General features: G+C 64.3%; 14 protein-coding genes. 6 read left to right on the top strand and 8 right to left on the bottom strand.

The features are described from left to right. Window positions 1-299: 299 nt before the first annotated feature. Window positions 300-920, top strand: coding sequence for a LysE family translocator (locus KI243_RS20960; protein WP_017124693.1), 621 nt, complete (start codon window positions 300-302; stop codon window positions 918-920). Here the strand turns inward: KI243_RS20960 and KI243_RS20965 are convergent. Then, window positions 853-1,659 (bottom strand): SDR family oxidoreductase, encoded by an 807-nt coding sequence (locus KI243_RS20965; RefSeq protein WP_244861756.1) that lies wholly within the window; start codon window positions 1,657-1,659, stop codon window positions 853-855. The genes KI243_RS20960 and KI243_RS20965 overlap by 68 nt on opposite strands. Window positions 1,660-1,759: 100 nt before the next feature. On the opposite strand from KI243_RS20965, the gene KI243_RS20970 reads away from it, so the two are divergent. Beyond that, window positions 1,760-2,722: an AraC family transcriptional regulator gene (locus KI243_RS20970; protein ID WP_212809865.1), complete on the top strand. Its 963-nt coding sequence runs from the start codon at window positions 1,760-1,762 to the stop codon at window positions 2,720-2,722. Here KI243_RS20970 and KI243_RS20975 read toward each other — a convergent pair. Beyond that, complete coding sequence (locus KI243_RS20975; protein ID WP_212809866.1) at window positions 2,607-3,857, bottom strand: MFS transporter; 1,251 nt, start codon at window positions 3,855-3,857, stop codon at window positions 2,607-2,609. The genes KI243_RS20970 and KI243_RS20975 overlap by 116 nt on opposite strands. A gap of 42 nt (window positions 3,858-3,899) precedes the next feature. Beyond that, complete coding sequence (locus tag KI243_RS20980) at window positions 3,900-5,081, bottom strand: MFS transporter (RefSeq protein WP_212809867.1); 1,182 nt, start codon at window positions 5,079-5,081, stop codon at window positions 3,900-3,902. 95 nt (window positions 5,082-5,176) lie between these two features. Between KI243_RS20980 and KI243_RS20985 the strand changes: the two genes are divergently transcribed. Together KI243_RS20985 and KI243_RS20990 are read left to right on the top strand one after the other, a co-directional pair. Then, window positions 5,177-6,079: a LysR family transcriptional regulator gene (locus tag KI243_RS20985; protein WP_177086852.1), complete on the top strand. Its 903-nt coding sequence runs from the start codon at window positions 5,177-5,179 to the stop codon at window positions 6,077-6,079. Between the two features lie 124 nt (window positions 6,080-6,203). Then, complete coding sequence (locus KI243_RS20990) at window positions 6,204-7,880, top strand: methyl-accepting chemotaxis protein (protein ID WP_244861757.1); 1,677 nt, start codon at window positions 6,204-6,206, stop codon at window positions 7,878-7,880. A 27-nt stretch (window positions 7,881-7,907) separates the two neighbouring features. Here the strand turns inward: KI243_RS20990 and KI243_RS20995 are convergent, their stop codons facing one another. Both KI243_RS20995 and KI243_RS21000 read right to left on the bottom strand, forming a co-directional pair. After that, window positions 7,908-8,861, bottom strand: coding sequence for a diguanylate cyclase (locus KI243_RS20995; RefSeq protein ID WP_212809868.1), 954 nt, complete (start codon window positions 8,859-8,861; stop codon window positions 7,908-7,910). A gap of 3 nt (window positions 8,862-8,864) precedes the next feature. Then, window positions 8,865-9,863, bottom strand: a complete 999-nt coding sequence (locus KI243_RS21000) for a response regulator (protein ID WP_212809869.1) — start codon at window positions 9,861-9,863, stop codon at window positions 8,865-8,867. Between the two features lie 309 nt (window positions 9,864-10,172). Between KI243_RS21000 and KI243_RS21005 the strand changes: the two genes are divergently transcribed. Further along, a complete protein-coding gene (locus KI243_RS21005) occupies window positions 10,173-12,002 on the top strand; it encodes a serine hydrolase domain-containing protein (protein WP_103032725.1) in 1,830 nt (609 codons plus the stop codon). A gap of 164 nt (window positions 12,003-12,166) precedes the next feature. Here the strand turns inward: KI243_RS21005 and KI243_RS21010 are convergent, their stop codons facing one another. Together KI243_RS21010 and KI243_RS21015 are read right to left on the bottom strand one after the other, a co-directional pair. Beyond that, entirely contained in the window at window positions 12,167-13,462 is a 1,296-nt protein-coding gene (locus KI243_RS21010) for an ATP-binding protein (RefSeq protein ID WP_177086846.1), read from the bottom strand. Then, a complete protein-coding gene (locus KI243_RS21015) occupies window positions 13,463-14,170 on the bottom strand; it encodes a response regulator (RefSeq protein WP_177129241.1) in 708 nt (235 codons plus the stop codon). 370 nt (window positions 14,171-14,540) lie between these two features. Here KI243_RS21015 and KI243_RS21020 point away from each other — a divergent pair, with 370 nt between their 5' ends. Next, window positions 14,541-14,981 carry a GNAT family N-acetyltransferase gene (locus KI243_RS21020; RefSeq protein ID WP_212809870.1) on the top strand — a complete coding sequence of 147 codons (441 nt, stop codon included), beginning with the start codon at window positions 14,541-14,543 and terminating at the stop codon, window positions 14,979-14,981. Between the two features lie 19 nt (window positions 14,982-15,000). Here the strand turns inward: KI243_RS21020 and KI243_RS21025 are convergent, their stop codons facing one another. Then, window positions 15,001-15,723: a transporter substrate-binding domain-containing protein gene (locus KI243_RS21025; RefSeq protein ID WP_178991159.1), complete on the bottom strand. Its 723-nt coding sequence runs from the start codon at window positions 15,721-15,723 to the stop codon at window positions 15,001-15,003. Between the last annotated feature and the right edge of the window lies 1 nt (window position 15,724).

The following is a 15,724-nucleotide window of genomic DNA, read 5'->3' on the forward strand; positions in this document are numbered from 1 at the left end:
CCCTCATGTCTCTGCTATGTGACGCAGAGCGTCACGGGCTGCATTACCACGCAGAGCGTGGGAACGATCGAACGATCGAACGGAGGAGGTCAGAGATAAACCGTTGAGCACCCGCCCCACCGATGACCCTGTGACCTTGCACTGCAACCAAACGTGCAGCCGCCCTGGAATATCGGCACTGAACCGTACACCTGAGCAGCAAGTTTCAGGTACAGATGGGGAAAGCCTGCGACGCACTGGTATCCGGCCAGGACTTGACGTTATTGTCGGTTTTTCCGACTTTCGATCTGGAGCCTGCCATGGACCTGTCGACCCTGATCCTGTTTATCCCGGCGTGTTTCGCCCTGAACATGGCCCCCGGCCCGAACAACCTGTTGTCGGTCAGCAACTCGACCCGTTATGGCTTTCGCACTTCATGCCTGGCCGGCCTCGGGCGCTTGCTGGCCTTCGGGGGAATGATCGCCCTGGCCTCGGCGGGCCTGGCGGTGGTGCTGCAGACTTCCGAGTTGCTGTTCTACGGTATCAAGATCCTCGGCGCGGCCTATCTGATCTACCTCGCCATCCAGCTCTGGCGCGCCAACCCCGAGGCCGAAGCCAAGGCGGCTGGCGCACCGGCCAGCCTGCCCGCCCTCGCCCGCCAGGAATTTCTGGTCGCGGCGGGAAATCCGAAAGCCATCCTGATCTTCACCGCCTTCCTGCCGCAGTTCGTCGACCCGACCCAGAGTGTCTCGTCGCAATTCGCGGTACTGGGCGCCTTGTTCCTGGCGCTGGAATGGATCGCCATCAGCGCCTACGCCTATATGGGCGTGCATATGCGCCGCTGGTTCGCCGAGCCCAAGGGCAAGCGCCTGTTCAATCGCGGTTGCGCGGTGCTGTTGTCCGGGGCGGCTTCGGTGCTGCTGATGGCGCGGCGGGCCTAAGCCTCGCCCGCCAGGGCCACGGCATCCGCTCCCGCCGCAAAACGCAGCTGGCCGGTGGTATCCGTCGCGGCGCGCCATACCCCTTCGGCCACGTCCAGCTCGGTGGTCCGCGCCGACGACTGGGCGAGGGAGGCAAAGACGGCCTGGGCGAACGGCGCGTAAGCCGGGGGATCAGCCCGTCCATGCGCGCGCTGCCATTGCTGGTGAAACGGGTAGTCGGCGCATAGCCTGGCTCGACCAGCTTCACCGCGACATCGAATGCCTCCAGTTCATGGGCCAGCGACGCGGTGAACCCTTCGATCGCCATCTTGCTGGCGGTATACACGGCCACCAGCGGCATCGGCGCCAGCGTCGCGCTGGAGGTCACATTGACGATAACTCCGCAACGGCGGCCACGCATGTGCGGCAGCACCGCCTGGGTCATCGCCATCACGCCAAAGGTGTTGGTCTCGAACACTTCCCGCGTCGTCGCCATCGGCGTCACCTCGAAAGCACCGAACAGGCCGATGCCGGCATTGTTGACCAGGACATCGAGGGGCCCACTCTCCTCAAGCACGGCGGCAATGCTCTCGGGCTGCGTGACGTCGAGCGCCAGGACCCGCAGGCGCTCCGAAACGGGCAGCAGGTCCTCGCGCGGCGTGCGCATGGTCGCGATCACGTTCCAGCCCTGGGCGTGGAAATAGCGCGCGGTTTCAAGGCCGTAGCCGGAGGAGCAGCCGGTGATAAGCACGGTTTTCATGAAAAGAGATCCGGGGTAGTTTCAAGAGTGGCAACGATAGCGACGAGAGAGCGGACGCTCTACAATCGAAAGTCCTTATTTGTTTTGCAATCGTCCAAAAATGAACGATCCACTCTCCGAGATCATCACCCTGCTCCGCCCCCGCGCCGTCTTCTCCAAAGGCATCAGCGGGGCCGGGGTCTGGGGCGTGCGCTATTGCGCCTTCGGCCAGCCAGGGTTTTGTGTCGTCCTCGAAGGCAGTTGCCTGCTCGCGGTCGACCAACAACCGGTCCTCACCCTCCAGCCAGGCGACTTCGTGCTCCTGCCGGCGACACCCGGCTTTACCCTGTCGGGTTTCGAACCGGTCACCCCCGAATGCCTGGACCCCAACGCGGCAGCAACCCCCACGGGCGAGGTTCGCCACGGCCGGCAGGACGGCGCCGCCGATGTGCGCCTGCTCGGTGGCTACTTCCTGTTCGATTCGCCCGATGCCGACCTGCTGGTCTCGCTGCTGCCCGCGCAGATCCATGTGCGTGGTGTCGAACGCCTGTCGCTGCTGACCGGACTCGTCGCCGAAGAGGCGAGTCAATGGCGCGCAGGCCGCGACCTGGTCCTGACGCATCTGGTGGAGATGCTGCTGATCGAAGCCCTGCGCTCGACCTCGGGCGACGACTCGCCTCCCGGGCTGCTGCGCGGCCTCGCGGACAGCCATATCGCCCTGGCGATGCGACAGATGCATGGAGACCCCGCACGCGCCTGGACCATGGTGCAACTGGCGAAGGTGGCCGCCTTGTCACGTTCCGCGTTCTTTGAGCGTTTCACCCGCACCGTCGGCATGCCACCGATGGAGTACCTGGTGGCCTGGCGCATGGCGGTGGCGAAAAACCTGCTGGGCCGCGGTGATATCGGCATGGCGCAAATCGCCGAACGGGTCGGCTACAGCTCGGCCAGTACCTTCAGCACCGCCTTCAGCCGGCATGTGGGCCTGCCTCCGGGTCGTTATCTGCGAGGGCAGCCCGGTCCAGTCCTCGCTGCACCGCCCAGGACAACGGCAAGGTCAGCAACAGGATCGTCGCCAGGGTGATCACCGCCACGGCAATTCCGCTGGCGTCCCCCAGCCGGCCAAACAGCACCGGCGCCAGCGCCCCAGCTCCGATGGTGCCGGTGTAGAACAGGGCGAACGCCTGCTCGCGCCGGCCCGGCCCCGACACCTCCGGCACCACGCCATAGAGCACCGAGGAAGTGCCGTTCAGGGCCAGCCCCAACAACGGCAGCATCAGCATCAGGCCGGCCAGTGGCAGGTATACCGCCAGGATGATCAGCAGCGCCGTGGCCGACTCGGTCAGCCAGACCGTCTTCACCATGCCGATACGCGCCCCCAGGTAACCGCACAACAACTTGCCGAAGGCACCGCCGACGAACAGCAGCGCCAGCGCCACGCCGATGCCTGCCGTCCCGGCGCCCTTGCTGGTCAGCAGGAAGGGCAGGAAAGTGAGAAAGCCCATCCTTGCCGCGCTGTCCAGCAGACCGGTCGCCAGCAATGCGCGCAGGCCGCTGACGGAACCGCTGCCGGTGGCCCGCCGGGCCTGTTTCTCCTGCGTCGCCGGCTCGACCCGCGCGGGAATCAACCACCACAGCAAGCCGGCAGCGGCCAGGCCGAGCAGCCCGATCAGCGTGGTGCTGGCTCGCCAGCTAACGACTGTCAGCAGCAGGCCGATCAGCGCCGGGATCAGCATCTTGCCGATATCGCCGGCGAAGTTGTATTGCGACAAGGCTTGCTTGACACCCCCACCCGCCTCATGGGTATCGCTGACCATCGAGGACGCCAGCGGATGCTGGGTACTGGCGCCCAGTCCGCCCAGCATCAAGGCCAACAGCAGGACCGCCAGTCCGCCGGCCTGCCCCGCCAGCAGGTAGGCCACACCCGCCAACGCCGTCCCGCCCACCAGCAGGCGTTCACGGCCCCAGCGCCGGGCGGCGCGGCTCGCCAGCAACTGGAACCCGGCCATCATCCCCGAGTAGGCGCCACGCAACAGCCCGACCTGGGCGTAGCTCATGCCGAACTGCAACTGCCAGATCGGCAGCAGCACATAGATCACATCGGTCAGGCCGTCATGTACCGCATGGGCAGTACAGGCCGCCCACAGCGAGCGACGGCGCGAGGGGGTGTCAGCAGGTCGGGATTGAGCCTGGAAAACCTTATCGTTCGTGGTGTTCATTATCGGCGACGTCAGTCAGTAGGGTTGAAGAACAAGCCGGACTCAGCCGAGCCCGACGACCGAAGCCGCGTTCCGGGGTGGTTTCCAGCCGACCAGGGCGATCAGCAACGACAGCAGTTGAAAGCCGACGATCAGCGCCACGCAGCCCGGCCAGCCCCATGGGCTCCAGACCAGCGCCGGCACGATGGCGCCGCAGCTGCCGCCCAGGTAGTAACCGGTCAGGTACAGGCCGACCGCGCCGGCCTTGTCATGGCGGGCAGTGGACGTGATAAAGGCGTTGGCGGCCGCCTGGGCGAGAAACACCCCGGTGGAACTCAGGGCCAGGCCCGGCACGATCAGCCACAACGAAGGCAACAGCGTCAGCGCCGAACCGCTGACCCCGAGCACCGCCGCGCCCACCAGCAATTCCGATTGCGGGCGGGACTTGCTCAGGCGCCCGGCGACGGGGATCACCACCAGCGCCAGCAGGAACACCATGTAGATCGTCCCCAGCGCCGCGCTACCCAGCTCGAAGGGCGGCTGGCCGAGGTACAAGCCGGCGTAGGTGAAGGTCGCCACCTGCGAAAACAGCACACAGAAACCGACGCCATAGGCCGCCAGCAAAGGCTTGCTGCGCAGCTCGCGCAGGGCCAGCAGACGGTTGCGCACCACCGGCGCCAGCGACCGCGGATTGGCCGGCAGCAGACAATGAATGGCCAGGGCAACCAACAGGCTGATCCCCGCCAGCAACTCGAAGCCTTCGCGCCAGCCCACATATTCGCTCATCACCCCGATGACAAAACGCCCGGCAAAACCGCCGAGCACGGTGCCGGCGACATACAGGCTGGTGACTTCGGTGACCATGCCGCCACGCCAGCGCTCGCCGATATAGGCCACGCTGGTGGCGAACACCAGGGGAATCAACATCCCCTCGATAAACCGCCACGCCAGCAACTCGCCGAGGCTGTGGGCACGGGCCGCGAACCAGGCCGGCACACACAGCAGCAAGGCCGCGACGACAATCACCGGGCGTTGCTCGAAGCGACCCGCCAGGCGGCTGACAAAGGGCGCGGTGATCGCCACCGCCAGCGTGGTCACGGTGATGCTCCAGCCGGCCTGGCGGGCGCTGACGTGGAAATCCGCGGCAAACACCTGGAGGATGCTCTGGGTCGCGTACAAGTGGAGAAAGGCCGCGCAACCGCAAAGAAACAGCGCAACGCGGGCGGACAATTGGCGCGAATTCATCGGAGCTCTCGTTTTATACCGTGAGGACTTTATAAGATAGGCAGCTCACCGAAGACCAATACCGAATTCGGACCGATCAATACCCAAGGACCCGGATGCTCGATCTACGTAGATTGCGTTACTTCCTGACCGTCGCCGAAGAGCTGCATTTCGGTCGCGCGGCGCTGCGCCTGCATCTCGCCCAGCCGCCGCTGACCCGGCAGATCTCCGCGCTGGAGAGCGAACTGGGGTTTCGTCTGTTCGACCGCACCAGCCGCACGGTGACGCTCACGCCCCAGGGCCGGCACTTCCTGCCCTACGCCCGCGCCGCGTTGGAGCAGATCGACCTCGCCGAGGTGATTGCCGGCAAGCTGGCCACGGGCCTGGCCGGCCAACTGGCCCTCGGCTACGCCAGCTCGATTGCCCTGTCGGATATCTTCAGCCAAGCCATCCAGGTGTTTGCCCAGCGCTTTCCGGACGTGCAATTGACCTTGCTCGAAGGCTCTTCCGGCGGCCAGTGGTCGCAGATCGCCGATGGCCGCCTGGATATCGGCATGAGCCGCAAGCAACCGCCAGACGGCCAGGGCGGGCTGCAATCGCTGTCCCTCGGCGACGAACCGCTGGTGGCCGCCCTGCCCAGCGACAACCCGCTGGCCGGCCAGGCCGAAGTCAGCCTGGAACAGCTCGGCGCCTACCCGCTGATCCTGTTTCCGGCCGATTACGGCTCGGGCCTCAACGGCACCATCGAGCAGCTCTACCAACGCCATGACGTGCCCTTGCGACCGGGCCCGGCCGGACGCCAGATCACCTCGATCATCGCCCTGGTGGCCGCCGGCCAGGGCGTCGCGCTGGTACCCGCCTGTGCCCAGGCCCTGGCGAAAAAAGGCGTGACCTATCGCCCGCTGGCCGACCCTGGAGCCTGCGCCCCGCTGCTGGTGCTGACACGGGCGCAAGGTCGCAGCCTGCTGGTGGAGGCCTTCATGGGGGTGATCGATGAGCTGCTGGCGGACCGCTCGTAACCGGGCCAAGCCTGCGGCCAGTACCGGAATCGCTGAAAAAAACGACGGGCAGACCTGAACAATCGCGCCTGCGGGTCGATACAGGAAAAACACAATAAGATTCCTCTCCGACCCGGGACTTCCCATGAAGTGGAAAATACGCAACAAGGTTCTGCTGCTGGCCGTCATTCCTGCCCTTTTGCTGGCCTTGATCATTCAGTTGCTGGCTTTTTCCGAGCAGCAGACCATGGGCGAACGAAGCATCGAGGAGACGCGCCAGACCCTGCTCAAGACCCGCAAGGACGAGTTGGTGCACTACCTCGATCTGGCCTACAGCACCATCAAGCCACTCTATGACGGGGCCGACGCCATGGCTCCGGCCACCCAGGAGGAAGCCAAGCGGCGCCTGCGCGAACTGCACTACGGACAGGACGGTTATTTCTTCGGCTACAGCGACAAGGGCGACCGGATTTTCCTGGCCGGCAAGGACGAGGGGAAAAACTTCTGGGACCTGAAGGACAGCCACGGCACCTACCTGATCCGCGAACTGATCGGCGCCGCCAAACGAGGCGGCGATTTCGTGACCTATTACTATCCCAAGCCCGGCAATGACAGCACCGCCTACCCCAAGCTGTCCTACAGCATCTACCTGGAGAAATGGAACTGGACCGTCGGCGCCGGCTTTTATGTCGACGGCCTTGACGCCCTGATCGCCGAACAGACGCAACACCAGCAGCAGACCATGGAGGCGCTGCGCTGGAAACAATGGGGCATCATGCTGGTGTTGCTGATCGTGCTGAGCATGGTCGCCGCCTATGTGGCCCGTTCCATTGTCAGGCCACTCGGACTGCTGACGCGTAGCCTGCAGGACCTGGCCAGCGAAGACGGCGACCTGACCCGCCAGTTGCCCGTGGATGGCAACCAGGAAACCGCCGATCTCGCCAGCGCCTTCAACCAGTTCGCGGGCAAGATCCGCCATATGGTGCTCGACCTGACCCGCTGCGCCCAGCAATTGCAGGAGCGCAACGAGCAGCTCAAGCAGAGCGCCCAGCATGCCTCCGACGCGTTGACACGCCAGACCCGCGATGCCGAGCAGGTCACCCACGCCATGGAGCAGATGGCCCTGGCCACCCATAACGTGGCGGAGTCGGCACAAAGCGCGGCCCAGGCGACCCGCGATACCGATGAGCAGGCCCAGGCCATGCAGACCAACGTGAACGACACCGTCAATGCCATCGGCGGCCTGGCCCGGGATATCGAAAAAGCAGCCCAGGATATCCGGACCCTGGGCAGCGACGTGGAGTCCATCGGTTCCATCCTCGATGTGATCCGTGGCATTGCCGAGCAGACCAATCTGCTGGCCCTCAACGCCGCCATCGAGGCCGCCCGCGCGGGCGAACAGGGCCGCGGTTTTGCCGTGGTGGCCGATGAGGTCCGCTCGCTGGCCCAGCGCACCCAGCAAAGCACCCAGGAAATCCAGGGCAAGATCAGCCAACTGCAACAGGGCGCCCGGGCAGCGGTCAGCACCATGCAGAGCAGTCTCGATGGCAGCGAAGTGGCGGTGACCAAGGTCAACGGCACCGGCCAGATCCTGGCTCAGGTGAGCAACGCGGTATCCGAGATCAATGGCATGAACAACCAGATTGCAACCGCCGCGGAAGAACAGTCGAGTATCGGTGCGGAGGTCAACCAGAGCCTGTCGCAGATCAGCCAGCACATCAACGACACCCATGCCCTCACCACCCGCAACAATCAGATGTGCGTCGAGCTGGATCAGTTGTCGCGGGAATTGGGGCTGCTGGTCAAGCGCTTCCGGGTCTGACGATCCGGGCGCGCGCCTGGCACCTGACTATTCGTACACCGTCACGCAATTGCGCCCGGACTTCTTCGACGTGTACAGCGCCTGGTCCGCCCAGGCGATCAGGTCAGCGTGGGTGACCGACGGGCGACTCAGGTCGGCCACGCCCAGGCTGATGGTGAAGCGGATAACCTGCCCTTCGTGCAGCACTTCCAGCGCTTCGACCGCCTTGCGCAGGCGTTCGGCAAAGAACCGGCCACCGGCCTTGTCGGTGTCCGACAGCACCACGCCAAACTCTTCGCCGCCATAACGCCCGGCCACGTCGCTGTCACGGACATGCTCGCAGACCAGCTGGGCCACCTGCTCGATCACCTTGTCACCGGCCTGGTGCCCGTAGGTGTCGTTGACCCGCTTGAAGTGGTCGATATCGAACATCACCAGGCTGGTGGGATTGCCATGCCGCTGGTGCCGGGCATGGGCGACCTTCAGGCTTTCTTCCCAGTGCCCACGGTTGTACAGGCCGGTCAGGCGGTCGGTGCTCGACAGGGTCTGCAGTTGCGCATTGGCGGCCTGGAGCTGGTGGCGGTTGGTCGCCACGTCGGTCACGTCGTAGATCACCAGGCAGATATGGCGGATCTCGCTGTCGGTGGAGCGCAACGGCAGCAACGTGGTGTTCTGGTACATGAAATCTTCCAGGCCGGTGATCGGCTGGTAGCTCTTGAACCGCACCAGGTAAGGCCGCTGCTCCCAGATGGTGAACGCCGGGGTGCCCAGGGTCGCGACACTTTCCACCTTGCGGCTGAACCATTCGCGGTCGACATCGGGAAACAGATCGAAGAAGGATTGGTTGTTCGCGTCCTTGGGCTGCACCCCGGAGCGGTTCTCCATGAAGGTGTTCCAGACCTGCACGCAGTAGTCGCGATCGAGTACCACCACACCGACATCGATGCTCTGGACGATCGCCAGCAACCAGTGGAACTCGTTCAGATCGATGTGATCGTTCATGGCTCAGTTCATCAGGTAGGCGAGTTTATGGGTCAACCGCTCGATCGAATCTTCCGTGAACAGCAACAGCAGGTCAAAGTGGATATCGTGCCCTTCCAGGCTGTAGCTGATCTCCACCGCCAGGGTCTTTTTCCAGCGCTGCCCGTTGACCCGGATCAGCTCGTCGATGGCCGCGTGCTGCCCGAGGATCTGCGGGTGGCCCTGGGAAAACACCACGTCGATCTGCTCGGCGATGCTGCTCAGGCAGGCGCCGATCAGCACGCTCGACAGGTCCAGCAGCATCTCCAGGTCCGAGTACTCGGGCCCCTGGCGCTTCATCAGCTCGGCCATGTCGGCGATTTCCGAGTCATGGAACATCAGCAGCGCTTCACCAGCAATGCCACTGCCGATAAAACCCTGGCAGATGGCGGTGAGCTGCTGGCAACTGCCGGCATCCATCAACGCCATGTGCAACTCGCCGACTTCGAGGATATTCACATTGGGCACCGGCAGTTGCACGAATACCCCGAGGACCTTGGCAATCAGCGCGGCGGCACGGCCGATGGCGACGTTGACCGTTTCGCGAAAGGCGTCGCGAAAACTGATTTCCACGCTCGGTGCCTGGCGCGGTGCGGCCAGGGCCTGGCCCGGCGCGCCCAACAGGCCCAACTCGCCCAGGGTATGGCGCAGCTCGCTTTCGTCGAAGGGTTTCTTCAGGAAAGCCAGGGCGCCCAGGGCCCGGACCCGACGTACCGCTTCTTCCTGGACATCCCCGGAAATCACGATGACCTGGGCGGCCAGTCCTTCGGCGCGCATGGCAGCCAGGACCTGGTAACCGTCCATTTCCGGCATGGTCAGGTCAAGCAGCACCACCTGCCCCAACCCCTGGCGTATCGCCTCCAGTCCCTGGCGGCCGTCACTGGCCTCGGTGATCGACACCGACCAGTCCGCCGGCAGCGCGCGCAGCACCTGCTTGCGCGCCATGCTGGAGTCGTCACAGACAAGTAGGGGAATCACTGACACAGGCCGGTGCTCATCGTATGGAATATCAGGGAAAAGATTAGTGGCATGATGCCATAACTTTCATAAAAGACGTGTATGCCCGCGGTTTTATTGAGAACCACGTCCAATAATCCATCAGCCTATACGCAACCGGACGTAAGGGTATGGCTTAGATCAACAGACATGACACCTGCCCGGGCAGGACTGACTGGACAGTCGAGGCCTTGCCAGCCACTTAACACTCTTTGACAGTTTCCCGACAAAGCACTCAAAGACCGCCACCGCCCCCGGCCCTAGGATGGGATTATTCTCATTGCTTCCGGGTGTCCCATGCTCCGCTCGCTCCGCACGCTTCCCCTGATCAGCTTCCTGTTGGGCAGCATGGGGTGCAACGGCCAGCCACCGGCGCCGACACCGATCCTGGAAAAGGGTGACTACAGCAGCATCATCCGTTACCTGCAGACGCAGATCCCCGAGGAAATGGCCGAGCGCAAGGTCCCGGGGCTGTCCATTGCCCTGGTCGCCGGCCAGGAGCTGATCTGGGCCCGGGGCTTCGGTTATGCCGACAAGGAAGACGGCGTGCGGGTCACCGATCACACCGCGTTTCGCGCCGGCTCCCTCTCCAAATTGCTGACCGCCACGGCGGCCCTGCAACTGGTCGAACAGCGCCGGCTGAGCCTGGATGCGCCGCTGCAGGACACCCTCAAGGAGTTCTACGTCCGCTCGCGCTTTCACGAACGCCAGCAGGACGCGGACAAGGCCGTGACCCTGCGCCGCCTGCTCAGCCATCAGTCCGGCCTGCCTGGAGAATACCTGCGCGACCTGCGCACGCCGTCGGCCCTCGACCAGTTGCCGCAACGGGTCTCGGGCCTCTGGCTGAGCAACCCGCCCGGCCGTCAGGTGGCCTACTCGAACCTCGGTTATGCCCTGGCGGGTGCCGCTATCGAACGCAGCAGCGGCGAAAGCTTCGAGAACCAGTTGCAGAAAACCCTGCTCAAGCCGCTGGAAATGACCCAGTCGAGCTTTATCGGCGATGGCGACCGCCAGCCGTTCCGGGCCCAGGGTTATCAAAACGGCTCGCCGCGCCCCGACACGGAAATCCGCGACCTCTCCGCCGGCGGCCTCTGGGCCAGTCCCCGCGACCTGAGCCACTACGTGCAGATGCTGTTCGCCGACGGCACCTACAAGGGCCGACGGATCCTGGAGGCGCAATCGGTGCAGGAAATGTTCCGCCAGCAGAACCGTGGCAACGCCCTGGACTTCGACTGCCAGATGGGCCTCGGCTGGTTCCTCGCACCCTGCGGCGACGAGCCGGTCGGTCCCGGCGTACGCACGTTCCAGCACAGCGGCGCCAGCGGCGATTTCGTCGCGCAGATCAGCCTGCTGCCCGACCAGCAACTGGCTGTGATCGTCATGGCCAATTCCGACACCAGCAGCGAACTGGTCGCCTCCCTGACCACCCGCTCGCTGCGCATGATGCTCCAGGCCCATGCCGGGCAAAGCGCCTGCACCGAAGCCTGCGAGGAGGAAGCGACGGTGGCCGCCGGCACTCGTACGGTCCCCAGCGATATCGACCGGCAACGGCTGGAGGGATTCTATGCCACGCCGTCCGGGGTCCTGCGGATCCGGCAGGAACGCCAGCGGTTGTACGCCGACCTGGCCGGCAACCGCTTCGAGTTGCTGCGCGATGAACAGGGCTGGCTGCGCGCCGAGAAAAAACTGCTGGGTTTCTGGCCGGTGGACCTCGGCGAACTCGGCCGCCTGCAGATGGATGTCACCACGGTCCAGGGCCGGCAGATCCTCACCGCCCGCAGCCACGGGCAATTGATGCCCCTCGGCGAGCGCATCGAGCCGGTGCCCCTGCCCAGGGGCTGGCTGAACACCGTGGGCGAGTACCAGGTGATCAATTCCGACGAGCCCGAGGCGGCCCTGAGCGGCGTGAGTATCCGGGTCGAGGACGGCTTCCTGCTGCTGCGCGGGCGGATCAACGAGCAGGAACTGACGGAGTTCATCCTCACCCCCATCGACAACGCCCACGCGGTCCTGGCCGGCAACGGCCTGGGCCTGGGCGACACCGTCAGCCGCCAGGTGCTGGGCATCAGCGCCCTGGGCTACCGCTTCAAACGTGCCTCCGAATCCTCTCCCAGCCTGATTTTCTGATATCGGTGGCGCGATTGATGGGTCCGCTGGCCCCTACCTTCCGGACGCGCTCACCGTAGGAGCCGGCTTGCTGGCGATGAGGCCGGTAAGCCTTGCATCGCCTGATCGGCCGTCATCGCCGGCAAGCCGGCTCCTACGGGGTTGCGATGTTGTCGAAGCGACCGTCAGCGGGCCTGTTCCACATGCATCCAGGTCAGGCGGAACGAGGCTCCACCCCACTGCGAATCCCGCACCTCGACGTGGCCGCCATGCCATTGCGAAACCCGCCGCACCAACGCCAGCCCGAGGCCGAAGCCGCCGGTGCGACGGTCGCGACTGGCATCCAGGCGCAGGAACGGCTCGAAGATCTTCAGCCGGCCCTCCGCCGGCACACCGGGGCCGTCGTCACAGACCAGCACCTGGTAATGGTCTTCATGACGCGTCAACGATACCTGCACCCGCCCTTCGGCATAACGAATGGCATTGCGCAGCAGGTTGATCACCGCCCGGGCCATGAAACGCGGCTCGATGCACACGCTCTCGACTTCGCAGGCGGCAATGGTCAGTTGCACGCCGGCGGCCTCCGCTTCCAGGGCCACGCTGCCCACCACGCTGTCGAGCCAGCTGTGGGCCTCGATGATCTCGCGGCGGTTCTCCCCGGCACCGTGTTCCAGGCTGGCGTAGGTCAGCAGTTCGGAAACCATGTCCTCCAGCTCGCCCAGGTCGGCGTGCATGTCGCTGATCAGTTCGCCACTGACCTGCGGATCGATATGCTGGCGCAGTTGGTCCAGCTCGAACGACAACCGCGCGATGGGCGTGCGCAGCTCATGGGACACCGCGTTGGTCAGCTCGCGCTGGTTGTCGATCAGGCCCTCGATACGCGCGGCCATCTGGTTGAAATGCTCGGCCAGTTCGTAGATGTTCGAACGCCGGGGCAGATGCAGCCGCGCGCTCAGGTCATTGTTGCCGAAACGCTGGGCTGCCAGGCGCAGCCGTTCCAGGTCGCGCCAGTGCGGGCGCACCCAGAAGAACAGCACGATCCCCACCAGGACCCCGAGCATCAGGTAGGCCGCGATGGTATAGGGCACCGTCATGCTCGGTTCGGGCGGCAGCTTGATGCTCAGCAGTTGCGGGCCGTCGTCGATCCGCGTGATGTACTCGGTGAACTGCTCGCGGACCACCAGCTGGTTGCTGGCCAGCAGTTTCTTCTCCCGCTCGGTGAGATCCAGGGTATCGGTCTCCACCAGGCTCAGGCTCAACCCGTAATGCGGCTTCCACTCCAGCAATTGCCGCTCGCGACCGGCCTTGTCGAGAGGCCGCAGGTCCTTGACCAGGGCATAGGCCTGGCCCCGCACCGACTCACGGTTGAGGGCCTCGGTCGGGCCGTTGAGCAACTCGGTGAAGACGTAGTTGACCGTATAGATAGCGCCACCGAAACCCAGCGCCAGGAAAATGTACAGACGCAGGAACAGGCGCAGCATCTACAACTCCCAACCGAACGGATTGAACAGGTAGCCCTTGCCCCAGATGGTCTTGATGCACACCGGTTCGCGGGGATTGTCATGCAACTTGTTGCGCAGCTTGCTGACATAGACATCGACGCTGCGGTTCAGGCCATCGAAGGCAATGCCCCGAATCCGGTTGAGAATGTCATCGCGGGAAAGGATTTCCCCGGCGGCATTGGCCAGCAGCCAGAGCAGTTCGAACTCCATGGTGGTCAGTTCGATCAGCTCGCCGGCCAGGCGTACTTCGCGGCAACTGCGGTCGATGCTCAGGCGACCGAATTCGAGAGTGCCCCGCGCCGAGGCATCCGGCGTCTGCCGACGTTGCAAGGCACGCAACCGCGCCAGCAGCACGGGCGGCTTGATCGGCTTGATCACATAGTCGTCGGCCCCGGATTCCAGGCCCAGGATATGGTCGAGGTCATCTTCCTTGGCCGTGAGAATCACGATGGGGGTGTCGGCAATGGCGCGAATGTCCCGGCACACCTGCAAGCCGCTCTGCCCCGGCAGCATCAGGTCGAGCACCACGATCCGTGGCTTGAACTCCTGGAAAGCCGCCAATGCCACATCGCCGCGATGTACCGTGCGTACGTCGAAACCGTGCTGGGACAGGAATTGCGCCACCAGGGCCGCAAGCTTGAGGTCATCTTCAACGAGCAACACTTTGCTCAATGCCGAACTTTCCATAAGTGACAATCTGCAGATATATAGAGTGCGCGCATTATAGACGCGCCAGGGTCGATAAACTCCAGTGCCAGCGCAAACAAATCGGCTATTAAAAAATTCAACTATACAAACTTTTACATTCTTTAATCTTTTTAACAGTTGCCGCTCAATCATTAATAACTTTCAGCTTGCCGACGAGACTGTCGCGACTTGTCAAAGGGCCGGGGTCTTGTAAAAATCCACCTCCCTTCAATCAGGCAAACCCTGCTGTCGTGGCGTCCAGGCGTTGATTCGCGCGACGTTCGACCCCGTGGCGCCACCTCTTCCTGTCGAGCCTGCCCGTTGCGCGCATGCCGACTTCACAGACAAATACCTCGATGATTGAATGCCCATGACTATTCGACAACGACGCCCTTCCGACAACCTTCCCCTCAGTGAACTCTGGCTGCGCTCGGTGCGCGCCACCCACACTTTCCTCGATGAAACGAATATCCAGGCGCTGTATCCGCAAGTGCGCGACCTGTACTTGCCGGCGGTGCAGGTCTGGGTCGAAGAGCAGCCCGACAAGAGCCTGGCCGGGTTTATCGGCGTCAGCGACGACAAGGTCGAAATGCTCTTTATCGAACCGGCCCTGCGTGGACGGGGCACCGGCACGCGCCTGCTCGATTTCGTGCGCGAGCGTTGCGGTCCGTTGACCGTCGATGTCAACGAGCAGAACCCCGAGGCCCATGGTTTCTATCGGCACTATGGCTTCAAGGATATCGGCCGTTCGCAGACCGATGGACAAGGGCAGCCCTTCCCGCTGATCCACATGGCGCTCGAGCCGAGCTAGCGAACGTCGCTCCCGCCCATCACCGCGGCGCTACCAGCTCGGCACTCTGTCCGCTGGCCAGTAGCGCCTCCGCCACCGCCCCGCTCGCCTTCTGCCGCTCGACAAAGGACCTGACGAAGGCCGCCGCGGCCTGATGGGCCACCGGCACGGCCACCGCCTGGCGAATGGTCATGAAGTCGTCTTCCAGCAACCGCCAACGCTCATCGACCAAACCGCGCAGGTAGTCACGCACACCCGCCGCCGCGTCCAGCCCCTGCTCGATGAAAAGATCCACCGCGCCTGCCGAGGTCGGCGCGCGCACCAGTTCGGCGTGCTGCACGGTGCGGCTCAGGTAGAGGTCATAGGCCGCGCCCTGGCCCACCGCGATCCGCCGCCCCGGAGCATCCAGTTGTGCCACCTCGGTGAACGGCGCGTCAGCCGCCACCAGGTAGGTGCCCTTGATGATCACATAAGGTGCGCTGAAAGCGATCTCACGCTCGCGCACCGGTTCGATGGCGAGGAACGCCACACGCCAGGCGTCCTGCGCCAAGGCAGCGAAGACCTTGCCCGCCGCCTCGAAGCAGAACGTCTCCAGGGTCACGCCGAGTTCTTCGGCCAGGGCCTCGGCCAGCCTCATGGAAACGCCACGGGGCCGGCCATCGTCGCCACGCTGGGCGAGCACCGGGTTGCCGTAGTTGATCGCGGCCCGCAACACACCGTCGGGGGCCAGTTGTTGCAGTACCTGGGGGTCAATCGGCTGCACA

The sequence above is a fragment of the Pseudomonas sp. Ost2 genome (genome assembly GCF_018326065.1).
Classification (GTDB): Bacteria; Pseudomonadota; Gammaproteobacteria; order Pseudomonadales; family Pseudomonadaceae; genus Aquipseudomonas; species Aquipseudomonas gingeri.